Source organism: Kitasatospora sp. NPDC057595 (assembly GCF_042800875.1).
Lineage (GTDB): Bacteria > Actinomycetota > Actinomycetes > Streptomycetales > Streptomycetaceae > Kitasatospora.
Map to the genome: position 1 here is coordinate 281,892 of NZ_JBHVGL010000004.1, position 23,098 is coordinate 304,989.

The window sequence follows — 23,098 nt, forward strand, 5'->3', positions numbered from 1 at the left end:
TGATCCACGCTCCTCGCGCAGAGGGTGAACACAAGGCGGGCCGGGCGCCGGAAGGCGTCCGGCCCGCACTCTTGGAGCCGGCGACACCTGATCGGGAGCGGCCGTGGAGACCGGTTCCTCCACAAGCTCGGGAAGGACGAAGACCATGTGGCTGGCGGCGACTCTGACACCTCAAGGCATGCCGGTCGGAAGTTTCCTCATCCTGCTCGCCATACTCGGCGCCTGCGTCTGGGACGCGACGCGGGTCGCGGGCGAACCGTGGTTCCGCTGGCTGCTGCCCAGCGGGGGCGCCGTGCTCATCCTCGCGATCGCCACCGGCCTGGTGCCGCTGATCGTCGTGGGTGCGGTGCTCGCGGGGGCGGGGCTGGGGCTGACCAACTACTGGCGCTGGACCAGGCGATAGGGCTGTTGCGGCCCGTCGCCGGAGGCCCTGGGTCATGATGGAGGCGTTGTGACGGGGCGTGGGGACGGACGGTTCGTCCCGGTCCGCCCCGTGCACGCCGACCGCACGGAGGCCTCCATGGAGCACCGCCCCGAACGCCCTTCGTTCCGCGCCCTCGACCGCAACCTCGCCACCTCCGCCGACCGGGCGGACTATCTGGTCGAACTCTCCAACGTCGTGCGGCGGACCGACCTCGGCGGCTCCGCGGCGCGGTCGCTGCACCGGCTGGGGCTGGTGGTGGACGCGCTGGTGCGGCTGACCGGGGACCGGGACGTCGCGGTCTACTGCGTGGCCGACCGCAGTCTGCTGGGCGGGCGGCGGGAGTTCGAGGACGCGGCGGACGGCCGGACCCTGGCGCGCTGGGTCGCCGAGGGGCTGGTGGAGGAGGTGCCGGACGCCGACGAACGGGTGCTGGAGATCGCCGGTATGACCGGGATCCAGGTGGTCACCGCCGACCACTACGACGACCACCGGATCGAGCACCCGTGGATCCAGGGCAACACCTGGCAGTTCCTGCGGCCGGAGGCGGCCGGGCGCGGCGCGGTGCGGCTGGTGCCGCTGGACATGGGGTACCGGACGGGCGCGGAGATCTCCAAGAAGATGGAGCTGTCCGCGCTGAAGAAGCAGGGACTGCTGACGGCCGCCCGCAAGCCGCTGGTCGAGGTGGTCGGACGGGCGTGGCGCTGCCCGGAGGCCCGCTGCACCCTGTACAGCCCGCACCGCGGCGGGCGGGTGATGCTGCCCCGGATGCGCCGGGGCGTGCCCACCTGCGAACTGCACGGGACGCCGCTGCTCGACGACGGGGCCCGGCCCGGTGCCGCGCAGGTCAAGGTGGTGCTGGACGGGGAGTGCGTGGCCCGGTACACGCTGGACGAGGGGTCGCGGACGGCGGTCGGCCGGGCGCCGGTGGTGGCGGAGGACGCCATCGCGCTGCTCGGCCTGCTGCCGGCCGAGCGGGCGGCCCTGGTCAGCCGACGCCACCTGGTGGTCTCGGTGCGCGGCGGCGCGGTGACCGTACGGGACGCCAGCACGTACGGCAGCCGGCTGCGCGCGGCCGGGCGGCGCGGCCACCTGGGCCCGTGGGAGCGGCTCCCACCGGGCGCCGACCGGCCGTTCCGCCCGGGCGACGAGGTCGAGTTGACACCCGGGCTGGTGCTGACCCGCAGTGGCCGCCGCTTCCCGGCCGAGCTGGCCGGGGCCTGGCAGTCGGAGTCGGCCCGCACGCCGTTGCCGCCGGGGGCCGCCGAGCCGACGCGCTTCATCTGACCGGGGCCGGGGGCGGACACCGGGGTCACGCGCTGCCGCCGTGCGCTGCCGTCGCGCGCCGGGGTCACACGCTGCGGTCCGCCAGGATCTCCCGGACGATGTGCCGGGCGTTGGCGGCCAGCGGCGGGTTGGTGGTGCGGTAGTAGGGCAGTTGGACGAGAGCCAGGGACAGCGCCCAGGCGCGGCCGCGCTCCCAGGTGGCGTCGTCGACGGCCAGGGAGCTGCGGAAGGCCGGGCGGGCGCTGGGCGGCAGCAGGCTCCAGGCGGGCAGCAGGTCGACGGTCGGGTCGCCGACACCCAGCAGGCCGAAGTCCAGGACCGCGCTCAGCCGTTGGCCGGTGACCAGCAGGTTGCCCGGCGTGAGGTCGCCGTGTACCCAGACCGCCGGACCGGTGTGCCCGGGCAGTCGCAGCGCCTTGTCCCACAGGGTGGTCGCCGTCTCGGTGTCGATCACCCCGCGCAGCCGTCCGATGGCGGCCCGGGTGGCGGCGTCACGGCCGGCCAGCGGTCCGCCGCGCAGCGCGGCGGGGGCGCCCGGGGCCGGCTCGACGCCGCGCAGCGCGGTGAGGAAGTCGGCGAGGTCGTAGGCGAGTTGGACGGGGTTGGGGATGGAACCCGGGGCCGGGTTGGCGCCGTCCAGCCAGCGCAGCACCGACCAGTTCCAGGGGTAGCCGACGGTCGGTCGGCCCTGGCCGACCGGCGCCGGGACGGGCACCGGCAGGTGCCGGGCGAGGCGGGGGAGCCAGTGCTGCTCGCGCCCGAGGTTCCCGGCGGCCCAGGCCGCCCGGGGGAGGCGGACGGCGAGTTCGGGGCCGAGCCGGAACATCGCGTTGTCGGTGGCCGTGAAGCCCGCCGGCGCCAGCGGCAGGCCCTTCCAGTGCGGGAACTGGGCGGCGAGCAGGCGCCTCACCAGGCCGGTGTCGATGGCGGGTTCGTCGTCGTGGAGACGGTCGTGCAGCGGGTCGTGCAGAGGGTCGTACGGGTGGTCGTCGTCGTGCAGGTGGTCGGGCGTCCGAGCGGCTGCGCACATGCCCGGCACTGTACGCCGGGAGGGGCCCCGCGCTCAGGTGGATTTCGAACACCAGGGTGAGAACATGAGGATTTCGCGGGGGCGTTGGGTTTCGTGGGGGGCGCTCGGGCTCGCGGCCGCGCTGGCCGGAGCCGCCGTCCTCGGCCGGGTCAACAGCGGCTCCGGCGGGCTGCTGGTGCTGCGCGACCGGCTGGACCACCCCGCGTTCCTCGGAAGGCCGGTGCTGGCGCTGTTCTTCGGCGGCGTCCTGTTCTCGCGCTGGTGGCTGCCGGTCAGGATCGTGCTCACCCGCCGTTGGCACCTCGTGTACGTCAACGGCGACCGGCAGGGCGGGCCCGAGGTCGCCCGGGACGGCCCGGACCGGATCAGGCTGGTGGAGGAGAAGGAGACCGTGCTGATCGGGCTCGGTCCGGACGGTTCCCCGGAGCGCACCGTCGACGACGGCTGCTGACCACGGCCGGAGCCCCCGGCGCGCCACGCCCGGGGTGCCGGGGGCGGGGCGGGGTGTCGGGGGTTGCTGCGAGAATGCCCGGGTACGGACAGCAACTCTGAAGAAGGTGACCGGCTTCGTGACCACGCCAGTCGAACAGGCGGCCCAGCAGGCCCAGCAGGCGATCGAGCGGAAGATCGCCGAGGAACTGGGCGTCCGCGAGGGGCAGGTGAAGTCGGCGGTCGAGCTGCTGGACGGCGGCGCGACGGTGCCGTTCGTGGCCCGCTACCGCAAGGAGGTCACCGGCTCGCTGGACGACGCGCAGCTGCGCACCCTGGAGGAGCGGCTGCGTTACCTGCGCGAGCTGGAGGAGCGGCGCACCGCCGTACTGGAGTCGATCGAGGCGCAGGGCAAGCTGGACGACGCGCTGCGCGCGCAGGTCCTGGCCGCCGACTCCAAGGCGCGGCTGGAGGACATCTACCTGCCGTTCAAGCCGAAGCGGCGCACCAAGGCGCAGATCGCCCGCGAGGCCGGTCTCGAACCGCTGGCCGACACCCTGCTCGCCGACCCGTCGCAGGACCCGGCGGCGCTGGCGGCCGGCTACCTGAACGAGTCGGTGGCCGACGCGCCGGCCGCGCTGGAGGGCGCCCGGGCGATCCTGGTCGAGCGGTTCGGCGAGGACGCCGACCTGGTCGGCTCGCTGCGCGAGCGGATGTGGACCCGCGGCCGGATGGTCGCCACCGTCCGCGAGGGCAAGGAGCAGGAGGGCGCGAAGTTCGCCGACTACTTCGACTTCGCCGAGCCGTACACCAAGCTCCCCTCGCACCGGATCCTGGCGATGCTGCGCGGCGAGAAGGAGGAGGTGCTGGACCTCGACCTGTCCCCGTACGACGGCGAGGAGGCCGGCGACCTGCCCGGCGCGAGCGACTACGAGCAGCGGATCGCCGCCCGCTTCGGCATCGCCGACCACGGCCGCCCGGCCGACAAGTGGCTCGGCGACACCGTCCGCTGGGCCTGGCGCACCCGGATCCTGGTCCGGCTCGGCATCGACCTGCGCGGCCGGCTGCGCGCGGAGGCCGAGGACGAGGCGGTCCGGGTCTTCGCCGCCAACCTGCGGGACCTGCTGCTCGCCGCCCCGGCCGGCACCCGCGCCACCATGGGCCTGGACCCGGGCTTCCGCACCGGCGTGAAGGTCGCCGTGGTGGACGCCACCGGCAAGGTGGTCGCGTACGAGACGATCTACCCGCACCAGCCGGCCAACAAGTGGGACGCCGCGCTGGCGACGCTGGCCGCGCTGGCGAAGAAGCACGACGTCGACCTGGTGGCGATCGGCAACGGCACCGCCTCCCGGGAGACCGACAAGCTCGCCGAGGACCTCATCAAGCGCCACCCGGAGCTGAAGCTCACCAAGGCGATGGTCAGCGAGGCCGGGGCCTCGGTCTACTCGGCGTCCGCCTTCGCCTCGCAGGAGCTGCCGGACCTCGACGTGTCGATCCGCGGCGCGGTCTCGATCGCCCGCCGGCTCCAGGACCCGCTGGCCGAACTGGTCAAGATCGACCCCAAGTCGATCGGCGTCGGCCAGTACCAGCACGACCTGAGCGAGGTGAAGCTCTCCCGTTCGCTGGACGCGGTGGTCGAGGACTGCGTCAACGCGGTCGGCGTGGACGTCAACACCGCCTCCGCCCCGCTGCTGACCCGGGTCTCCGGCATCACCGGCACCCTCGCGGACAACATCGTCGCCCACCGTGACGCCAATGGCCCGTTCCGCACCCGTAGGGCGCTCAAGGACGTGTCCCGGCTCGGTCCGAAGGCCTTCGAGCAGTGCGCGGGCTTCCTGCGGATCCCGGGCGGCGACGACCCGCTGGACGCCTCCAGCGTGCACCCGGAGGCGTACCCGGTGGTGCGCCGCATCCTCGCCGCGACCGGCGGGGAGCTGCGCGAGCTGATCGGCAACAGCGGGAAGCTGCGCGCCCTGCGGCCGGGCGACTTCGCCGACGACACCTTCGGCGTCCCGACCGTCACCGACATCCTCGGCGAGCTGGACAAGCCGGGCCGCGACCCGCGCCCGGCGTTCCGCACCGCGACCTTCAAGGAGGGCGTCGACAAGATCGGCGACCTGGAGGTCGGCATGGTGCTGGAGGGCGTGGTCACGAACGTGGCCGCGTTCGGCGCCTTCGTCGACGTGGGCGTGCACCAGGACGGTCTGGTGCACGTGTCGGCGCTGTCGAAGAACTTCGTCAAGGACCCGCGCGAGGTGGTGAAGCCGGGCGACATCGTGACCGTCCGGGTGACCTCGGTGGACGTGCCGCGCAAGCGGATCGGGCTCACCCTGCGGCTGGACGACGAGGTGGGGCGCGGCGGCGAGAGCGGCGGGCGCGGCGGCGACCGGCAGGCCCGTCCGCCGCGCCAGGAGCGGCGCGGCGGTCAGGGCGGCGGTCAGGGCGGCGGGCGCGGGCAGGACCGCCGCGACCGTGGTGACCGCGGTGGCTCCGGCGGCTCGGCGCCGCTGGGCAACAGCGCCATGGCGGACGCGCTGCGCCGGGCCGGGCTGGCCGGCGGCGGCGCGGCGGACGACCGCCGCGGCGACCGTCGCTCCGGGCGGCGCTGAGCATCAGAGCGGTGGCCGGTGGCCGGTGGCCGGTGGACACCCGTCCACCGGCCACCACCGCTCCTGCTCCACCGCCGCCGCCGCGCCGGCCGGCGTCACACCAGCAGCTTGTCCTTGGCCTTCTGGTACTCCTCCTCGGAGATCGCCCCGCTGGACTTGAGGTCGGCCAGCCTGGCCAGGTCGTCGACGTGGCTCCGGGCGGGCGCCCCCTCCCCGGGCTCCGTCCCCGGCGCCGGGCCCGCCGCGTCCCGGATGTACGCCTTGAACGCGGCGTCCGCCTTCTGGGCCTGTTCGAGGTCGCGTTGGCCCATGCTCTTGCCGCGCACGATGACGTAGACCAGCACGCCGATCAGCGGCAGCAGGATCACCAGGAGCAGCCAGCCGGCCTTGGCCCAGCCGCCCATGTCGTGGCTGCGGAAGATGTCCGTGATGATCTTGAAGAGCAGGAAGAACCAGAGGATCCAGAGGAACAGCTCCAGCATCGTCCAGAAGATGTTGAGCAGCGGGTAGTTGTCCATGACGGCTCCCGTCGGTGCGGGCCCGAGAGGGACCCGAGTCCCTTCGAGTCATATCACCGGATATCGGACATCGCGGCCCGCTGCTGCGCCATTCCGGTGGTCTTCCGGCCGTCCCCCGGTGTTCACCCGAGGTGGCGGGAACAATCGCGGATCAGCGCGGATGCGACCGCAGCTCGACCGCCAGCTCGATCAGCTCGCCCCACCACGCGTCGCGGCCGGTCAGCAGCAGCCGCTGCGCCTCGGTCGGCTCCGCCGCACGGACCTCGACGACCTGCTCGCCGTCGTCCGGGTTGGTCGGGACGGAGTCCACCGCGACCTCGGCCCAGCCCCAGAGCCAGGCCTTCTCGGGGTGCGGCTGCCACGGCCGGTAGGGCACCGGGTCGTCGGTCACGCAGCGGTGCGCGCCCAGCCAGACCGGCTCGCCCAGCAGCCGGGCGCCGGCCTCCTCGCGCAGCTCGCGGACCAGGCAGGAGGCCACCGACTCGCCGCTCTCGCGGGTGCCGCCGGGCAGGAACCAGTGGTCGCGCTCGTCGCGGCAGAGCACCACCCGGCCACCGTCGGTGAACCCCACCAGGTGGATGTTGGTGACCAGCTCGTCCGGCGGCAGGACGGTGGAGAACTGGGCGTCGTAGCGGCCCCAGTCCCAGTACTGCGGGGCGTGCAGGGTGGGGAAGAGCGCGGCCAGCTCGGCGGCCCGGCCGGCCTCGGCCCGGTGGGCGGCGGCCCGCTCGGCGTCGTTCCGGCCGGCTTCGTCCCGCTCGGCGTCGGCGGGGCCGGCCGGTCTTGGGATCGACGGGGCTCCGGCGCCGTTCGGTGACCCGCCGGCCCCCTCGATGGTGGTGCTGTCGGTGGTGCCGGTGGTACCCGTGGCATCCGTGGTATCGGTCATTCGGTGATCGTAGTCCCGGCCGGACGCGGCAGGGGGGCTGTCTGGTGAGCGATCGTCAACTCCGAGGTGTCGATCGCGCGCGGAACGCGCGCGGCCACCGTCTCCAGTGGCCTGCCGACCCAACTGCCCAGCGAGATCTCGGCGGTGATGCCCGGGCCGAAGCCCGCGATGAGTCCCTGGGTGCCGTCCTCGACCCCGCCCTCGTCGAACATCCGGGCCAGCGCGTCGAAGACCACGGCGCTGGCGATGTTGCCGCGCTCGGTGAGCGTGGCCCGGGAGAAGCGGAACGCGGCCGGCTCCAGGTTGAGGAAGCGGCAGAGGTCGTCCAGGATCCGCGGGCCGCCCGCGTGCACGATGTAGAAGCCGAGGCCGGAGACGTTCCAGGCGTGCTCGACGGCCAGCGCGCGCAGGGCGGGGGCGAGCATCTCCATGGTGCCGGGGACGCGTTTGTCGAGCTGGAAGTGGAACCCGGTGTCCTTGACCCCGTAGGAGATCCAGTTCTCGGTGTCCGGCACCAGGTGCGAGCCGTTGCGCTCCAGGTGGACGCCGGTACCGCCGCGGCCGCGCAGTACGACGGCGGCGATCGCGTCGCCGAACAGCCCGTTGGAGAGCAGCGAGCCGACCCCGACGTCGCTGGGCTGGTAGCAGAGCGAGCAGAACTCGCAGGCCACGATGAGCACGTTGGCGCCGGGGTAGGCGCGGCAGAAGTCGTGCGCCCGGTTGACGGCGGCGCCGCCGGCCGCGCAGCCGAGCTGGGCGATCGGCAGCTGCCGGGTGTCGGAGCGGAACCCCATGGAGTTGATCAGCCACGCCGTCAGCGAGGGCATCATGAAGCCGGTGCAGGACACGTAGAGGATGAGGTCGACGTCCCGGGCGGCGAGTTCGGCGTGGTCGAGGGCGCGCTGGACCACCTCGGGCACGCGGCGCTTGGCCTCCCGCTCGTAGACGGCGTTGCGGGCGGTGAAGCCAGGGTGCTGCAGGGTCTCCTCGATGGGCTGGACCAGGTGCCTGGTCCGTACCCCGGTGTTCTCGATCAGCCGCAGCGCGAGGCCGAGTTGCGGGTGCTCGGCGTGCAGGGCGCGGGCCAGATCGAGGGTCTGGTCGAGCGTGATGACGTGCTCGGGCACGGCGATGGCGGGGCGGCAGAGTGTGGCCATGGGGGAGGTCTCCGAACGGGCAAGTGGCCGATGGACGCGGCCGGGTACGGTGGGACGTCACCGCGGGGCGGTCGCCGGGCGGTGGTCACCGGACGGTGGTCACCAGGCGACCGGCAGGGTCCGCGGGTAGCGCCAGATCGAGCCGGTCTGCCAGTCCAGCTCGGCGGGCGGCACGGCGAGCCGCAGCCCGGGGAACCGGTTCAGCAGGGTGCCGATGGCCACCTGGAGCTCCATCCGGGCCAGGTGGGAGCCGAGGCAGTGGTGGGTGCCGTAGCCGAAGGTCATGTGGGTGGGCGCGCCGCGGTCGAGGTCCAGCTCGTCGGGCCGCTCGTACATCGCGGGGTCGCGGTTGGCGGCCAGGTAGGAGACGTGCACCGGCTCGCCGGCCTTGATCAGCACGCCGCCGAGCTCGACGTCCTCGGTGGCGACCCGGGCGATGCCCACGCCCTGGCGGAACGGGATGAAGCGCAGCAGCTCCTCCAGGGCGCGCGGCAGCAGGTCGGGCTGCGCGCGCAGCTTGGCCAGCTGCTCGGGGTGGGTGAGCAGGGTGTAGGTGATGTTGGAGAGCTCGTAGGTGCTGGTGTCGTGGCCGGTGACCAGCAGGACCATGGCCATGACGGCGAGTTCGTCGTCGTCCAGCAGCTCGTCGCCGTCGCGGGCGGTGGCGAGCGCGCTGATGAGGTCCTCGCCGGGCGAGCGGCGGCGAGCGGCGGTGAGCTCGGAGAAGTAGGCGCGCAGGGCGGCCTTGGCGTTGACCTGGCCGGCGCCGCTGCCGGGGCCCATGGACATCATCGCGACGGCGTGGCCGCGGAGTTCGGCGCGGTCCTCGGCGGGGATGTCGAGCAGCTCGCAGATGGTGGTGAGCGGCAGCCGGGCGGAGAGGTGGGCGACGAGGTCGGCGGGGGCGCCGTGCTCCTCCATCTCGTCGAAGTAGCCGTCGACGACGCGCTGGGTGTGCGGGCGCATCCGCTCCACCTGGCGGTTGGTGAAGCCCTGGGCGACCAGGCGGCGGAGCCGGTTGTGGGCCGGCGGGTCCATCAGGTTGATCGACTCGACCTGCGCGATCGGCGCGGGCGTCATCCGGGGCAGGTCACGGCCGATGCCCGCGGCGCGGCTGAACCGGCGGTCGGTGGTGACCACCCGGACGTCCTCGTAGCGGGTGGCGAGCCAGGCCTCGCCCTCGCCGTGCGGCAGACGGATCCTGGCGATCGGCTCCTCGGTCAGCAGACGCTTGAGCAGGGGGTCGAACTCCAGGCCGTCGGTGTGGTTGAAGGGGCAGTCCCACACGGGGGCGGAGGTAGTCACGGGCTGGTCCCAGGGGCCGGTTCTGCCGCCCGGACGGAGGTCGTTCGAGCGCGGACGTGCTGATGTTGCCCCATCGGGCCGCAAAAGTGGGGACACAGGCGATAGTTCCCCCTATCGAGTGATATGGAGGATTGTCATGCGATATAGGGGAGTTGGGGATGCGAGGCCCGGCGGCCGACGGGCCGGACGGGCGGAACGGTGAGCGCGTCGGCCCGCGCGCCGGCGGTCGGGTCAGCGCGCGGTGCGCGGCCCCGCGCCGTGCAGCAGGGTATCGACGATCCGGGCCGCCAGGGTGTCCGGATCGGCGTCGACGGCCGTCGTGCCGACGTCGCCGTGCAGGGCCTCGCCGATGAGCGCGTAGAAGACCCGGCGCACCCACTCCAGGTCCGCGTCCGCGGCGATCACGCCCTGCTCGCGGATCCGGCCGAGCAGTTCGAGGCAGCGGCCGGCGATCTCGCGGTGCGTCCGCGCGGCCTCCTCGCTGTGGGCGACCGCGGGCCCGAGCGCGAAGCCCCAGGCGGCCTTCACCCGCAGCACATTGGCCGTCGTCCGGTGCAGCGCGACCAGTGGCGGCGCGGTCTCCGGGTGGCCGTCCTCGATGGCTTCGGCGAGCTTGGCGGCGGCCTCGGCGGTGAGCGCGTCGATCAGGGCCTGGCGGTTGGCGAACCGGCGGTGGACGGTGGTCCGGGTGACGCCGGCGGCCTCCGCGATCTGCTCCATGGAGGCGCCCGGGGTCTGCGCGAGGACGCGTTCCGCCGCCGCGAGGATCGCGCGGATGCTGCGTTCGGCGTCGGCGCGCAGCGGGCGCCCGGACGTGTTGCTCATCGTGTGCCTCCAGCTCTGACGTACCGGGGAACGGTACAGCGGGGGAACGGGTCGCCCAATAAGTGAAACAGTGGTGTCGCACATCTATGGTTATCCGATACTCTCGTGTCACATCTTGCGAGACAAGGAGCACACTGTGCGTACGGCCACCACTGCTCTGATCACCGGCGCCTCCTCCGGCCTCGGCGCCGAGTTCGCCGCCCAGCTCGCCGCGCGCGGCCACGACCTCGTGCTGGTCGCCCGCTCCGCCGACCGCCTGCGGGACCTCGCGGAACGCCTCGGCAAGGCCCACGGCGTCACCGCCCACGTCCTCGTCCAGGACCTCTCCGAGCCCGACGCCGCCCGCCGGACGGGTGCCGAACTCGCCGAGCGCGGCCTGACGGTGGACCTGCTGGTCAACAACGCCGGCTTCGGCACCTGCGGTTCGTTCGGGACGATCGACCCGCGGAGCGACCACGACCAGCTGATGGTCAACGTCGTCGCGCTCGTCGGCCTCACCCATGAACTGCTGCCCGGCATGCTCGCGCGCGGCCGCGGCGCGGTGCTCAACGTGGCGTCCACGGCGGCCTTCCAGCCGACTCCGTACTTCGCCGTCTACGGCTCGTCGAAGAGCTTCGTGCTCAACTTCAGCCTCGCGCTGCGCCAGGAGTACCGGCGGCGCGGCATCCGCGTCCTGGCCCTGTGCCCCGGGCCCGTGGAGACCGGGTTCTTCGACGTCATCGGTACCCGGAAGGCCGCGGTCACGGGTGCGTTCACCACCCCGGAGCCGGTCGTCCGGGCCGCACTGCGGGCCCTGGACGCCGGCCGTTCCTACGTCGTCCCCGGCCCGAGCAACCAGTTCGGCGCCCACCTCGCCCCGCGCCGCCCGCGCGCTCTGGTCGCCGCGGTGGCCGAGCGGTTGTCGCGCGGTGTCCGGGACGCGATGGCGGTCTGAGGCCCGCGCGTCCCGGGCGTCAGCTCCAGTCGGCGACGCGGACCGCGCCCATCACCGAGCCGGTGGCGTTGTAGAGGACGAGCATCCGGGCGGGGTCGTCCGGCCCGGCCCAGTTCAGGTAGGCGCGGATGATGGTGCGCGTCCGGGCGTCGACGTTCTCGGGGAAGTCGGTGGCCAGGTAGGTGTTGACGTGGTCGTCCTGCTGCACGGCCCGGTTGAGCCTGGTGACGTGGCCCAGGACGGCTGTCCGCTGCTCCTCGGTGCCGTGCTGCTCGACCCACCGGGTGAAGGCGGCGGAGCCGTCCTCGGCGCCGGGCGCGGACGGCATGGCGGAGGGCGCGTGGGCGTCGCGCGCTCCACCGGGCCGGGGAGGCTCGGGCCGGCTCGCGGCCGGCCGGAACGCGACGACGATCAGCACGGTGGCCGCGACGCCCACGACGACTGCCGCCGGACGGAGCTTCATGCGATTGACCCCCTTGGTCGGAATTCCAACTGACTCTAACAGTGCGCCAGTTCAAGGATCGGTCGAGGGCGGACGGTGCGCCGGGGAGAACCGCGCGGGCGTCGGCGGCGTCCGTGCGGGCGTGATCAAATCCGTGTTGAACGGGCTACCGATGTTCTGGCCCGGACTGCTCGCCTCCCTCGTCCCGGCGGCGCTGCTCAACCGCCCGGTCGGGCGGCTGCTGCGCACGCACTGGGCGGTGGGCTTCCTCCTGCTGCTCGCCCTCGGCGTGGTGGCCACGCTGACCCTGTTGCCGGCGCACCCGCGCCCGCTCCGGGAGGACGCCTTCTGGGCGGGCGTCGTCCGGCACTGCTCGTTCGGCGGCCTCCACCTGCGGCCGCCGGGGGAGTGGTTCGGCTCGCGGCAGGCCGACCTCGCGATCCTGATGTTCGCCCCGATCGGTCTGGCCGCCGCCCTGGCCGGCTCCCGCCGCCGGGACGCCGCCGTGCTCGTCGGTGCCGCCGCGCTCCCCTTCGCCCTGGAGGCCGCCCAGTACGCCGTACCCGCCCTGGGCCGCGCCTGCGATGCCCAGGACGTTCTCGACTCCCTGCTCGGCCTGGCCCTCGGCACCCTCCTCGGCCTCCTCTCCCGCCCCGCCCTCCGCTACGCGTGAGGACCCGGGGCGGGCGCGAAAATCGCTTGACCCGGGCGTCCGGGGGAGTTGCACTGTGGCGGGCACCACGTGCGGTGGTGCCGTGACCAGGGGAGGCCGCTGTACCCATGGAGATCCGTTCCACCACCGAGCAGGACCGTGACGTCTTCGTCGAAACCCTCCTCGTCCCGTTCGGGCTGGCCCCGGACACACCGGCCGAGGACGGCGGCGGGGTCTGGTGGGCGGCCATGGAGCTGGACCGGGGCGTGCTGGCGGTGGCGGACGACGGGAAGCCGATCGGCACGGCCGGCGCGTACTCCTTCGAACTCACCCTGCCCGGTGGCGCCGTCGTCCCGGTCGCCGGGGTGACCGCCGTCGGCGTGCTGCCCACCCATAGGCGCCAGGGCGTGCTCACCGGGATGATGCGGCACCAGCTTGCGGAGCTTCGGGAGCGGGGGGAGTTCCTCTCGGTACTGCTGGCCTCCGAGGCCGTCATCTACCGCCGCTTCGGCTACGGCCCGGCGACGTACACCCGGCGGCTGACGGTGCCGCGCCACCGCTCGGACCTCGCCGCCCCGCGGGCGGGCGGCGCCGCGGACACCGGCACGGTCGAGGTGCTGCGGCGGGCCGAGTGCGTCGACCTCATGGAGGAGGTCTACGACCGGTACCGGCGCACGCAGCCCGGCGCGGTGTCGCGGCCGCACCACTGGTGGGCCCTGCGGGCGGGGCAGCCGCCCATCGCCCCGGCGCCGCGCTACGTCGCCGTCCACCGCGATGCCGACGGCGTACCGGACGGGTACGCGAGCTACTCGCGGGGCGACTACGACCACGTGACCAAGACGCTCACCCTGACCGTCGACGAGACCATAGCCGTCGACGATGCCGCCTTCACGGCCCTGGCCCGGTACGTGCTGCAACACGACCTGATGACCAAGATCGTGTTCAAGCACCTCCCGACCGATCACCCGCTGCGCTGGCAGCTCGCCGACTTCCGCGCGGGCGAGGTGACCGACGAGACGGACTGGCTCTGGGTGCGCCTGCTGGACGTCCCCCGCGCCCTGACCGCGCGCGGGTGGTTCGCCGACGGCGAGCTCGTCCTCGACGTGGCGGACGCGTTCCTCGGCGAGCACAACCGCTACCTGCTGACCGTCCGCGACGGCAAGGCCGAGTGCGTCCCGACCGACCGCGAGCCCGACCTCTCGCTCGACGTCAGCGACCTGGGGTCCATCTACCTCGGCGGCACCACCCCCAGCACCCTGATCCGCGCCGGCCACATCCGCGCCCACCACCCGGACGCCGCCGCCCTCGCCGACACCCTCTTCCGCACCGACCGCGCCCCGCACGCCCTCCACTGGTTCTGACAGGGGAAAGCCGACGGCCCGCCGCTCCGCCCTCGGAGCGGCGGGCCGTTTCTGCTTCAGGCCTCGGTGGTGGTGGCGTAGGTGAGGAAGGCCTGCCGGCTGTCGGGGGCGTCGGTGGCTGGTGGCCCCGACTTGCGGCGTATTGTACGAAATCGTACAGTTCGAAATCGTGAAATCCGAATCCGTACCATCCGACTGGTCCGCCCTGCTGGCGCTCCAGCGGGCCACCCATGCCACCCTCCAGGTGCTCGCCGCAGAACTGGTCGACCTGGACCTGACCGCCTCCGAGATCAATGCGCTGGCCAACCTTGCCGACGGCCGTGGGCGAACCGTCTCCGAACTGGGCGCGGCCGTCGGCACCCGCCCCACCACGCTGACCAGCGTGCTGGACCGGCTGGAGCGGCGCGGTCACATCACCCGAGGCACCCGCCCGGGAGACCGCCGGGCGGTGCTCATCGCACTCACCCCCTCCGGGCGGGTGGCTGCCACCACGATCCACCAGGCCATCGCCGACTTGGAACGCCGCGCGCTCGGCAACCTGCCCGACGACGCTGTTGTCGCCCTGCGCACCGCCCTGCAAGCCCTGACAGAGGTGTCCTCATGACCCTGCGCGAGCCCCGACCGCAGGTCGCCGACGCGCCCACCTTCGAAGCGTTGATGGCGGAGGCGATGGCGACCGCCGGGCGGTTCGGCCACCGCGAGCACGTCCATCTGACGTGGCTGGCCGTGCGGGAGTACGGCGTGCCCGCCGCGGTCGGTGTGGTCGGCGACGGGATCCGGCGCACCGCCCGCAACGCGGGTGCGCCCGAGAAGTACCACGCGACCATCAGCCGTGCCTGGGTGGAACTGGTCGGGCACCACGCGACCGAACCCGGCGAAGGCGACTTCACCGCGTTCGCGGACCGCCACCCCGAGCTGCTCGACAAGCAACTGCTGACCCGCTTCTACCGGCCGGCGACGCTGGCCGGCGCGCAGGCGAGGACCAGCTGGGTCGAGCCCGACCTCGCCCCGTTCCCTTGGCGGGACGGCGCTGACCGGCGGGACTCTCCGGAGGAATAGGCGCCGGGCCGTGCGGCCGGGCCGGCGCGGGACGTGCCCGCGATCGGCCCGTTCGCGACCGCCGGGCAGTGGCGCGCCGCAGGAAGTCGCCGGAACCCGGCGCGGGAGCAGGCGCTCATCGCTCGGCGGTCTCCGCCCGTACCCACTCCAGGTACGCGGGGCTCCCGGCCGCCACCGTGACGGCGACGACCTCGGGGGTGTCGTAGTCGTGGTGCTCGTCGATGAACCCGGTGAGGGCGTCGGCGAGTTCGGCGCGGGTCTTGAAGTCGATCCGCCACTCGGCCGTGTCCTGGACCTCGCCCTCCCACCAGTAGACGGACTGGATCCGGTACACCTGCGCGCAGGCCGCGAGCCGGGCCCGTACCGCGGCGGTGGCCAGGGCGCGGGCCTTCGCCTCGTCGTCGTGGGTCGTGGTCATCACAAGAAGGTCGCTGTTGTTCGTCGTCATGCCGAAAGCCTATGAGCGGCGGTAACCTACTCACTTACCCAGCGGGGGACACACCCAAGCCGTTCTGAAGTCGCCGTTTATGACACGCACCTGACGATCTGTCGGTCGGGTGCGTTCGAGGGAGTACCTATGTCCCGGAGCCGCAAGCTCCACCGCCTCAGCAACCCCGACACCGCCGAGCGCCGTGCGCAGCGCATGCTGTTCCGGCATCTGCGTGACGACACCAATGCGAACCGCGGCCGGATGGCGCGGCGGGTGCGCGAACTCCAGCTCCTGCTGGAGATGGACCCGATCGAGTTCGAGGGGCTGATCGCCCGGCTGATGGAGTCCATGGGCATGAAGGTCGAGCTCACGGCCCGGTCCAAGGACGGCGGGGTGGACGTCCGGGGCATCGACACCGACCCGTTCCGGGGCGGGAACGTGATCGTGCAGGTCAAGCGGTACCGGGACACGGTGACGCCGTCGGCGGTCCGGGACCTCTACGGCACGCTGCAGCACGACGGGGCCGCGACGAAGGCCGTGTTGGTGACGACCAGCAAGTTCGGGCCCAGCTCGCACCAGTTCGTGTCCGGCAAGCCGATCACGCTGATCAACGGCGCCGAGCTGGTCGGTCTGCTGAAGCACCACGGGTTCCACGAGATCTTCGCACCGGCCTACGAGGAGGCCGCGGGTGCCGGGGGCGAGCAGCAGCCGGCGATCGAGGTGGCCGCCGAGCCGTCCCGGCTGCTGCTGCACTGGACCGGGGAGGAGGATTACGACATCGCCGCCCTGGTCTGCCAGGGCAACCGGGCGCTCTCCGACGACCATCTCGTTTTTTACAACAACGCCTCGACGCCGGACGGTTCCGTCCGTCTGGTCACCGGCTACGACGACGCCAACGCCTGCTTGATGGTCGACTTCGAGGCGCTCCCCGCCGAGGCCGACCGGCTGGTCATCATCGCCGCCGCCGACACCGAGAACCACCCCGACGCCACCATGGCCGGGTTCGGCGGGCCGGCGCTGATCCTCGAAGCGGGCGCCGACCAGGACGCGGCGATCGTGCACCTGGCGGACGGGGCGGAGTCCAACATCGCGATGCGGCTCGGCCGCTTCGACCGTGACGACGCCGGCAACTGGGACTTCACTCCCGCCCTGGCCGGGTACCCGGGTGGCCTGCGGCAGGCGGTCGTCGCCTACGGCCTGGAGGTCGCGGACGAGGAGCCGGTGGCGTAGTTCGGCGGCCCGCGCAGGAAGTCGGCGGGTCCGACTTCCTGCGCGGCGGGCGGTCGGAACGATCGTGTGCGGCACGCTCGTTGGGCCGGGCATGGTGGTGACGGTGGCCCTGGTGGTGGCGGCGCTGGTGACCGCGCTGTTCGCGGTGGCGGCGGTCCGGAGCGGACGCCGGAGGAGGTCGCGCGCCGGGACGGTTGCGGGCGGCCTCGGTATGACGGCGGTCGAGGAACTGCACGCGTTCTTCAACGCCAACAAACGCGTTCAGATCGAACAGCGCCAGGCTCGGCTGGTCCTGCGGGACGACGAGCACGCCGGCGCCCCGCCCGGGGCGGGGGTCGACCTGGACGCGGGCGTCGCGATGGTCCGGGGCCGGGGGAAAACAGTTCGACCACGGACCAGATGATGTGTCAGGATGCGCCCCGTCTCTTTGTTCGACCGGGGGGTTCTCCTGACCATGCGTCGTTCCACTGTCTTTGCTGTCGCCGCTGCGGCGGTCTCCCTCGTCGGCCTGGTGGGCTGCAACGACGATGCGGCGCCGGCCGCGTCCGCCCCGTCGTCCGCGTCGTCGTCCGCGTCGGTGACCGGCACGCCCGAGGCCGCGCCGACCGCCACGCCGACGCCCACCGCCGTCGAGACGCCGACGTCGACGCCCACCGTCACCACAACGCCCACCGCCACCGCCACGACGGTGGGCGGGGCGATCGACCCGGAGAAGGCGCTCGCGCTGGCGGAGAAGACGCCGTACGCGGCCACCCAGGACTTCACGACCGAGGGCGGCCCGCTCAGCGCCGTCACCAAGGGCCGGGTCAACCTCAACGGGCCCGTCCGCTCCGGCCGGCTCAGCGAATCCATGAGCGCGGGCGGCGACGACGTCGTCGGCGGCGCCACCGACAGCGGCCCGACCACCGTCGTGACCGACGACGGCACCACCTACATCAAGAGCGGAAGCAGCTGGCGGAAGTCCCCGCTCGGCGACCGGATCGCCGACTACCACGGCTACGCCAAGGCGCTGCTGGACCTCGGCCGGTCCGCCCGCCAGGGGATGGAGGACTGCGAGGGCACCCCGTGCTTCCACCTCGCCGGCACCGTCGACCTGGAGCGGATGAAGGCGGTGGAGCCCGAGAGCTACAAGATCCTCAAGGGCAAGGGCGTCACGAGCTTCCACCTCGACCAGTGGATCGACGCCCAGGGGCGTACCGTCCGCTTCGACCGGAAGACCGAGCTGAAGGGCGTCCCGATGCGCATCCACGGGACCTTCCGCGAGTTCGGCCCGGTGGAGCGGATCACCGCCCCGGCGTAGCGCCTGGACGGCGGCGGGGTCACCACCGGTCCGGCGGCAGGGTCACCAGGCGGCCTCACGGTAGTCCTTGAGGAAGACGCCGGAGACGGGGGACCCGGCCTCGCCCGGATTCGAACCGACGTGTCCGCCTTGGCAAGGCGGTGCGCCTGCCTCTGCGCTGCCCCTGGGCATTGACCGGGACTGTAGTCGACCGGCGGGGAACGCGCGCGCGAATTGCGGCGGCGCCGGCGACCCCCCGGGAAAGGGGGCCGTCGGCGCCGTCCGGTGCCCGGTACTCAGCGAGTGTCAGGGCTTGTCAGGGCTCGGCGGGTGCCGGGGCTCAGCCGGCGTACTGGGCGAAGATCTTCGCGAACTCGTACGGCTGCTGCGGGATGTTGGTGCACTTGAAGAGGCCGCCGCCGGTGCAGGCGTTGGCGTCCCGGGTGGCGTCCCAGAAGGCCAGCACGCCGAGGTGGTGCTGCCGGGCGAAGGCGACCAGCTGCTGGGCGTCGGCCTGGTTGTAGATCTGGTGGTCGTCGTTCTCGCCGAGCATCGGGGTGACCCCGACCGTCGCCCACAGCTGGGCGTCGCTCTTGGCCGGGTACAGCGCCTTGAGCTGGCCGTACAGGGACTGCGCGGCCTGGACGGCGGCGTCGCCGTAGTCGGTGCCGGTGCGGTAGTAGTCCATCGCCATGACGTTGACGACGTCGACGTCCAGGCCCGCGTCCCGGGCGGAGCGGACGATGGCGATGCCCTCGGTGGTCAGGCCCTCGGGCAGGACCGGCAGGGTGAAGGAGACCTTGAGGCCGGGGTGGGCCTTCTGCAGCTTGGCGAGGGCGGCGGAGCGGCGGTCGTTGGCGACGGTGTCGGCGATCGCGGCGCCCTCGATGTCGAAGTCGACGTAGCGCAGGTCGTAGGCGTTCACCACGGCGTCGTACTCGGCGAACAGGGAGTCGACGCTGGTGCAGGCGGCGGCGAGTTCGGTGCCGCTGGCGCCGCCGAAGGAGAGCTTGACGTCGCCGCCGGCCGCGCGCAGCGCGTCGATCTGGTCCTTGGCCCAGCCGGTGCGCGGGTCGTAGGCGTTGAACCAGCTGGCCTTGCAGCCCACGGCGGTGACGAAGCCCATGGTGAAGCCCTTGAGGTTGCCGGACTTGGCCATCGCGGGCATCGACGGGGTGGGCCAGGCGCCCATGTCGATGTACGGGGCGACCGGGAGGGCGACGTTCGGCGCGGGGGTGGTCGGCCCGCCGGTCGGCGGCGTGGTGGTGGGCGGTGTGGTGGTCGGGGGCGTGGTGGTGGGCGGCGGGGTGCTCGGGTTGCCGCCGGGGCCGGTGAGCGTGACGTCGTCGGCGAGGTAGGCGCCCTGCCCGTACCAGCCGTGCAGGTAGACGTTGACGCTGGTGGTGGCCGCGCCGGTGGTGAAGGTGGAGGTCAGCTGCTGCCAGCCGGAGCCGCCGGGCGTCCAGACGGCCGGGTCGGTGACGCCGCTGCCGGTCGCGCCGAGGTACACGTACTGGCCCTGGACCCAGGCGCTCAGCGTGTACGTGGTGTTGGGCCGCACCGTGACGCTCTGGCCGCACTGCGCGGTGTCCGCGCTGGAGACCTCGCCGCGCAGCGCGTACGAGCCGCCGTGCGCGCCGGAGTCGACCACGCTGCCGGCCGTTCCGGTACAGCTCCAGGCGCCCAGCGAGCCGCTCTCGAACCCGGGGTTGCCGAGCAGGTTGCCGTCGGCGGCGCCGGCGTTCCCGGCCATCGTGGCGAGGCCGCCGCCGGCCAGGACGACGGCGGCGGTGAGGCCGAGCACCTTGGTGCGGAGGACCGGGCGGCGGTGCCGGGCAGCGGTGTCGTGGGGCGCGCGTGGCATGGGGGTGCCTCTCGGTGGACGGGGGCCGCCGCCCGGCCCGCGCGGGGGGAGGAGACGCGGGGCGGGCGGCGGTGGAGGGGTGGTCCGGTGGGGGAGTTGCGCGGTGCTGAGCATCAACCTGGACTAGACCACCTGGGCACGTCAAGAACCTCCCGTGCATCAAAGGCACGTCATGGCAAGGCTTACGCGGACCTTAAGGTTCCGCTGTGACCAAGGACTTGAATGGCAGGGACCTGCGGATCGTCTTCGTCGGCGACTCGTTCACCCAGGGCGTCGGGGACCCGGAGTTCCGGGGCTGGGTGGGCCGGGTGATGGCGGACTGCTGGGCGGATCTCGCGGCGCGGCCGGACGCGGTGACGGCGTTCAACCTGGGCGTGCGGCGCAGCACTTCGGCGGACGTGCTGGCCCGCTGCCGGGGTGAGGCGGCGGTCCGGGCGCTGCCCGGTGCGGACAACCGGCTGGTGCTGTCGGTGGGCAGCAACGACGCGGTGGAGGAGGGCGGCCGGGTGCGGGTCGCGCCGGAGGCGTGCCTGGCCAACGTGGCGGCGCTGCTGGACGGGGCGCGCGAGCGCGGCCTCGCGCCGCTGGTGGTGGGCCCGCCGCCGGTGGTCGGCGCGGGCGCGCCGCACCTGGAGCGGGTGCTGGCGCTGGCCGACGGGATCGCCGGGATCTGCGCCGGGCGCGGGGTGCCGTTCGTCGGCGTGACCCGGGAGCTGGCGGCGGACCGGGTCTGGGCGGCGGAGGCGCTGGCCGGGGACGGCGCGCACCCGGGGGCGGGCGGGTACCGGCGGCTCGCGGACCTGGTGCTGGGGGGAGGGTTCCGGGACTGGCTGGCGCGGCGTCACCCGGTGGCGGGAACGGGCTTGACCTAGAGCGCACTCGAAGGGAGAGGCTGTTCCCCGTTGAGTTGATCCGACCGCGGTCGGCGCCACGCCGGGCCGGCACCAGTGAGGAGTACCGTCATGCGCAACGCCACGCTCGGCAGCGAGGGTCCCGAGGTCGGGGTCGTCGGCCTCGGCTGCATGGGGATGACCTGGGCCTACGACGTGCACAACCGCGACGACGACAAGTCGGTGCGGGTGATCCGGCAGGCGCTGGACCTCGGCGTCACGCTGATCGACACCTCCGACATCTACGGGCCGTACACCAACGAGGAGGTGGTCGGCGCCGCGCTGGCCGGGCCGTACCGGGAGCGCGCGGTGCTGGCCACCAAGGTGGGCCTGGTGCCGGGCAACGACGAGGAGCGGGTGCTGCGCAACGGGCGGCCGGAGCACATCCGCCGGGCGATCGACGACAGCCTGCGCCGGCTCGGCACCGACCACGTCGACCTGTACCAGCTGCACCGGATCGACCCGGAGGTGCCGGTCGAGGAGTCCTGGGGCGCGCTCGCCGAGGCGGTGGCGGCCGGAAAGGCGCGGCGGATCGGTCTCTCCGAGGTGACCGTCGAGGAGATCGGGCGCGCGCAGGCCGTGCACCCGGTGGCCTCGGTGCAGAACGAGCTGTCGCTCTGGACCCGGGACTCGCTCGCCGAGGTGCTGCCCTACACCGAGGAGCAGGGGATCGCGTTCCTGCCGTTCTCCCCGCTCGGCCGGGGCTTTCTGACCGGCGGCATCGCCTCGTTCGACGAGCTGCCGGCGGACGACTTCCGCCGGCAGCTGCCGCGCTTCCAGCAGGAGGCGCTGAAGGCCAACCTGGCGCTGGTGGAGCGGGTGCGGGAGGTCGCGGCGCGGCACGGTGCGACGCCCGCGCAGGTGGCGCTCGCCTGGGTGCTGGCGCAGGGGCGGTACGTGCTGCCGATCCCGGGGACCAGGACGCCGAAGTACCTGGAGGAGAACGCGGCGGCGGCCGATCTGGTGCTCTCGCCGGCCGACCTCGCCGAGCTGGACGCGCTGCCGGCGGCGACCGGCGAGCGGTACTGACCGTCCGGACCCCGCAGGTCCTGGGGGCCCGGCACCCTCGGTACCTTCACCAGACGGCGCACGGGCCGGGCGGGTGGCGCTCCTGGATCCAGACCTGCTCGCGCCCGGTCTCGCCCGGCGCCCGGACCGGCGCGTCGACCACCCGGTCGAGCCGGAAGCCGAGCCGGCGGGCCACCGCGCCGCTGGCGGTGTTGGCCGGGTCGCAGTGGAGCTCGACCCGGCGGATCCCGGGCAGGGCGAGTGCCGCCGCGGTGACCGACCGGGCGGCGGCGGTGGCGATGCCGCGGCGGCCGTGCTCGGCGCTCACCCAGTAGCCGATCTCCAGCGCGCCCGGGCCGATCCTGCGGTGCAGGCCGAACGAGCCGATCACCCGGCCCGGTTCGGCGTCCAGGGCGGCCAGGTAGATGAAGTCGGTGCCGGCGTCCCAGGCGGCGACGCCGGCCGCGGCGAGTGCGGCGGTCCGGGCGGGGGTGGGCGCCTCGGCGGCCCACTCCATCCAGGGGCGCAGGTGCTCCAGGTTGGCCCGGACGGCGGCGTTGAGCGCGGGGGCCTGGGCCGGGGAGCGCCGCCGCAGGGTGATCCCGTCGGCCGGCCGCAGCAGTTCGGGCGGCCGGCCGGGGGCGGGCGCGCCGAGGGCCGGCACGCCGGGCGCGGAGGCGCCCCCGCGCGGCGGCGGCATGACGTGGTCCATGACGGCGATTATGTCGACGTCCTGTACCTGTCACCACCGGCCGCCGCCGCGCGCCGGCCGCGTCGGGGGCGCGTCAGAGCCGGATCAGCACCTCGTCGAGCTCCTTGCGCCGCAGGTCCGGCACGCGCGCCCCCTCGGCGGGGTAACCCACCGGAATGACGTACGCGGCCCGTTCCTCCTGCGGCCGTTCGCACACCTCGTTGAGGAACTTCATCGGGCTCGGCGTGTGGGTCAGCGTCGCCAGTCCCGCCTGGTGCAGCGAGGCGAGCAGCAGGCCGACGGCGATCCCCACCGACTCCTTGGTGTAGTACGGACGCGGCGAGTTGGGGCCCTTGTGCACCTCGAAGACGACGATCACGGCCGGCGCGTCCTCCAGGAACGGCTTGTGCCAGTCGGTGCCGATCGGCGCCAGTGCGGCCAGCCACTCCTCGGAGGCCCGGTGCGCGTAGAACTCGCGCTCCTCGGCCTCGGCGGCCTCCCGCAGCAGGCGCTTGCGCTCCGGATCGGTGATCACCACGAACCGCCAGGGCTGCACGTGCGCGCCGCTCGGCGCGGTGTTGGCGGTGCGGACGGCCCACTCGACGACGCCGTCCGGGATCGGGCGCGTCGAGTAGTCGCGGACGGTCCGGCGCTGGTCCATCACGTCGTGGAATGCCTTGCTGCGGGCCTCGGCCTCGTGGGCGGGCACGGTCATGGGGGTGAGCGGGACGGTCGGGTAGGACACGTCTGCCACCGCGCTGTCGAGCGCTGTGCTGTCAACCATGGGC

25 protein-coding genes and 1 tRNA gene are annotated in these 23,098 nt (G+C 73.4%); 14 read left to right on the forward strand and 12 right to left on the reverse strand.

Annotated features, from left to right (window positions below; all coding sequences use genetic code 11):
- Positions 1 to 178: 178 nt before the first annotated feature.
- Both ACFU9E_RS09545 and ACFU9E_RS09550 read left to right on the forward strand, forming a co-directional pair.
- Positions 179 to 403 (forward strand): hypothetical protein, encoded by a 225-nt coding sequence (locus tag ACFU9E_RS09545; protein WP_380682043.1) that lies wholly within the window; start codon positions 179 to 181, stop codon positions 401 to 403.
- Positions 404 to 520: 117 nt separating this feature from the next.
- Entirely contained in the window at positions 521 to 1,708 is a 1,188-nt protein-coding gene (locus ACFU9E_RS09550; RefSeq protein ID WP_380682044.1) for an FHA domain-containing protein, read from the forward strand.
- Between the two features lie 64 nt (positions 1,709 to 1,772).
- On the opposite strand, the gene ACFU9E_RS09555 is transcribed toward ACFU9E_RS09550, so the two are convergent.
- Positions 1,773 to 2,738: an aminoglycoside phosphotransferase family protein gene (locus ACFU9E_RS09555; protein WP_380682045.1), complete on the reverse strand. Its 966-nt coding sequence runs from the start codon at positions 2,736 to 2,738 to the stop codon at positions 1,773 to 1,775.
- A gap of 64 nt (positions 2,739 to 2,802) precedes the next feature.
- On the opposite strand from ACFU9E_RS09555, the gene ACFU9E_RS09560 reads away from it, so the two are divergent.
- The gene (locus tag ACFU9E_RS09560; RefSeq protein WP_380682046.1) at positions 2,803 to 3,189 is read left to right on the forward strand and encodes a hypothetical protein; all 387 of its coding nucleotides are present in this window, start codon (positions 2,803 to 2,805) and stop codon (positions 3,187 to 3,189) included.
- Positions 3,190 to 3,307: 118 nt separating this feature from the next.
- Positions 3,308 to 5,776 (forward strand): Tex family protein, encoded by a 2,469-nt coding sequence (locus ACFU9E_RS09565; protein ID WP_380682047.1) that lies wholly within the window; start codon positions 3,308 to 3,310, stop codon positions 5,774 to 5,776.
- A 95-nt stretch (positions 5,777 to 5,871) separates the two neighbouring features.
- On the opposite strand, the gene ACFU9E_RS09570 is transcribed toward ACFU9E_RS09565, so the two are convergent.
- The 5 genes from ACFU9E_RS09570 to ACFU9E_RS09590 form a co-directional block, all read right to left on the reverse strand.
- Complete coding sequence (locus ACFU9E_RS09570) at positions 5,872 to 6,294, reverse strand: SHOCT domain-containing protein (RefSeq protein ID WP_380686625.1); 423 nt, start codon at positions 6,292 to 6,294, stop codon at positions 5,872 to 5,874.
- 151 nt (positions 6,295 to 6,445) lie between these two features.
- On the reverse strand, positions 6,446 to 7,183 hold the full coding sequence (locus tag ACFU9E_RS09575) for an NUDIX domain-containing protein (RefSeq protein ID WP_380686623.1): 738 nt from the start codon (positions 7,181 to 7,183) through the stop codon (positions 6,446 to 6,448).
- Positions 7,180 to 8,340: a type III polyketide synthase gene (locus ACFU9E_RS09580; protein WP_380686621.1), complete on the reverse strand. Its 1,161-nt coding sequence runs from the start codon at positions 8,338 to 8,340 to the stop codon at positions 7,180 to 7,182. Before ACFU9E_RS09580 ends, ACFU9E_RS09575 begins: the two co-directional genes overlap by 4 nt.
- Positions 8,341 to 8,439: 99 nt before the next feature.
- A complete protein-coding gene (locus ACFU9E_RS09585) occupies positions 8,440 to 9,645 on the reverse strand; it encodes a cytochrome P450 (RefSeq protein ID WP_380686618.1) in 1,206 nt (401 codons plus the stop codon).
- A gap of 231 nt (positions 9,646 to 9,876) precedes the next feature.
- Positions 9,877 to 10,470 (reverse strand): TetR/AcrR family transcriptional regulator, encoded by a 594-nt coding sequence (locus ACFU9E_RS09590; RefSeq protein WP_380686616.1) that lies wholly within the window; start codon positions 10,468 to 10,470, stop codon positions 9,877 to 9,879.
- 136 nt (positions 10,471 to 10,606) lie between these two features.
- Between ACFU9E_RS09590 and ACFU9E_RS09595 the strand changes: the two genes are divergently transcribed.
- Positions 10,607 to 11,404 (forward strand): SDR family NAD(P)-dependent oxidoreductase, encoded by a 798-nt coding sequence (locus ACFU9E_RS09595; protein WP_380686613.1) that lies wholly within the window; start codon positions 10,607 to 10,609, stop codon positions 11,402 to 11,404.
- Between the two features lie 19 nt (positions 11,405 to 11,423).
- On the opposite strand, the gene ACFU9E_RS09600 is transcribed toward ACFU9E_RS09595, so the two are convergent.
- On the reverse strand, positions 11,424 to 11,867 hold the full coding sequence (locus ACFU9E_RS09600; RefSeq protein ID WP_380686611.1) for a hypothetical protein: 444 nt from the start codon (positions 11,865 to 11,867) through the stop codon (positions 11,424 to 11,426).
- Between the two features lie 136 nt (positions 11,868 to 12,003).
- Between ACFU9E_RS09600 and ACFU9E_RS09605 the strand changes: the two genes are divergently transcribed.
- The 4 genes from ACFU9E_RS09605 to ACFU9E_RS09620 all read left to right on the forward strand — a co-directional run bounded on the left by ACFU9E_RS09605 (position 12,004) and on the right by ACFU9E_RS09620 (position 14,918).
- Positions 12,004 to 12,519 carry a VanZ family protein gene (locus ACFU9E_RS09605; RefSeq protein WP_380686609.1) on the forward strand — a complete coding sequence of 172 codons (516 nt, stop codon included), beginning with the start codon at positions 12,004 to 12,006 and terminating at the stop codon, positions 12,517 to 12,519.
- 107 nt (positions 12,520 to 12,626) lie between these two features.
- Positions 12,627 to 13,859 (forward strand): GNAT family N-acetyltransferase, encoded by a 1,233-nt coding sequence (locus tag ACFU9E_RS09610; protein WP_380686607.1) that lies wholly within the window; start codon positions 12,627 to 12,629, stop codon positions 13,857 to 13,859.
- A 169-nt stretch (positions 13,860 to 14,028) separates the two neighbouring features.
- On the forward strand, positions 14,029 to 14,463 hold the full coding sequence (locus ACFU9E_RS09615; RefSeq protein ID WP_380689912.1) for a MarR family winged helix-turn-helix transcriptional regulator: 435 nt from the start codon (positions 14,029 to 14,031) through the stop codon (positions 14,461 to 14,463).
- A complete protein-coding gene (locus ACFU9E_RS09620; RefSeq protein ID WP_380689914.1) occupies positions 14,460 to 14,918 on the forward strand; it encodes a hypothetical protein in 459 nt (152 codons plus the stop codon). The genes ACFU9E_RS09615 and ACFU9E_RS09620 overlap by 4 nt, the downstream gene beginning before the upstream one ends.
- 115 nt (positions 14,919 to 15,033) lie before the next feature.
- On the opposite strand, the gene cutA is transcribed toward ACFU9E_RS09620, so the two are convergent.
- Positions 15,034 to 15,366 carry a divalent-cation tolerance protein CutA gene (gene cutA, locus ACFU9E_RS09625; protein ID WP_380689916.1) on the reverse strand — a complete coding sequence of 111 codons (333 nt, stop codon included), beginning with the start codon at positions 15,364 to 15,366 and terminating at the stop codon, positions 15,034 to 15,036.
- A gap of 129 nt (positions 15,367 to 15,495) precedes the next feature.
- Between cutA and ACFU9E_RS09630 the strand changes: the two genes are divergently transcribed.
- The 3 genes from ACFU9E_RS09630 to ACFU9E_RS09640 all read left to right on the forward strand — a co-directional run bounded on the left by ACFU9E_RS09630 (position 15,496) and on the right by ACFU9E_RS09640 (position 17,878).
- A complete protein-coding gene (locus ACFU9E_RS09630) occupies positions 15,496 to 16,578 on the forward strand; it encodes a restriction endonuclease (RefSeq protein ID WP_380714879.1) in 1,083 nt (360 codons plus the stop codon).
- 91 nt (positions 16,579 to 16,669) lie between these two features.
- The gene (locus tag ACFU9E_RS09635; protein ID WP_380714881.1) at positions 16,670 to 16,981 is read left to right on the forward strand and encodes a DUF6191 domain-containing protein; all 312 of its coding nucleotides are present in this window, start codon (positions 16,670 to 16,672) and stop codon (positions 16,979 to 16,981) included.
- A gap of 51 nt (positions 16,982 to 17,032) precedes the next feature.
- The gene (locus tag ACFU9E_RS09640) at positions 17,033 to 17,878 is read left to right on the forward strand and encodes a hypothetical protein (RefSeq protein WP_380686489.1); all 846 of its coding nucleotides are present in this window, start codon (positions 17,033 to 17,035) and stop codon (positions 17,876 to 17,878) included.
- A 95-nt stretch (positions 17,879 to 17,973) separates the two neighbouring features.
- Here ACFU9E_RS09640 and ACFU9E_RS09645 read toward each other — a convergent pair.
- Together ACFU9E_RS09645 and ACFU9E_RS09650 are read right to left on the reverse strand one after the other, a co-directional pair.
- Positions 17,974 to 18,040: transfer RNA gene (locus ACFU9E_RS09645), tRNA-Gly, on the reverse strand.
- 157 nt (positions 18,041 to 18,197) lie between these two features.
- Entirely contained in the window at positions 18,198 to 19,721 is a 1,524-nt protein-coding gene (locus ACFU9E_RS09650) for a carbohydrate binding domain-containing protein (protein WP_380686491.1), read from the reverse strand.
- A 206-nt stretch (positions 19,722 to 19,927) separates the two neighbouring features.
- Here ACFU9E_RS09650 and ACFU9E_RS09655 point away from each other — a divergent pair, with 206 nt between their 5' ends.
- Complete coding sequence (locus ACFU9E_RS09655) at positions 19,928 to 20,593, forward strand: GDSL-type esterase/lipase family protein (protein ID WP_380686493.1); 666 nt, start codon at positions 19,928 to 19,930, stop codon at positions 20,591 to 20,593.
- Positions 20,594 to 20,683: 90 nt separating this feature from the next.
- Entirely contained in the window at positions 20,684 to 21,640 is a 957-nt protein-coding gene (locus ACFU9E_RS09660; protein WP_380686495.1) for an aldo/keto reductase, read from the forward strand.
- A gap of 46 nt (positions 21,641 to 21,686) precedes the next feature.
- Here ACFU9E_RS09660 and ACFU9E_RS09665 read toward each other — a convergent pair whose 3' ends face one another.
- Positions 21,687 to 22,331, reverse strand: a complete 645-nt coding sequence (locus ACFU9E_RS09665) for a GNAT family N-acetyltransferase (RefSeq protein WP_380686497.1) — start codon at positions 22,329 to 22,331, stop codon at positions 21,687 to 21,689.
- A gap of 73 nt (positions 22,332 to 22,404) precedes the next feature.
- The gene (locus tag ACFU9E_RS09670) at positions 22,405 to 23,094 is read right to left on the reverse strand and encodes a nitroreductase family protein (RefSeq protein WP_380686499.1); all 690 of its coding nucleotides are present in this window, start codon (positions 23,092 to 23,094) and stop codon (positions 22,405 to 22,407) included.
- Between the last annotated feature and the right edge of the window lie 4 nt (positions 23,095 to 23,098).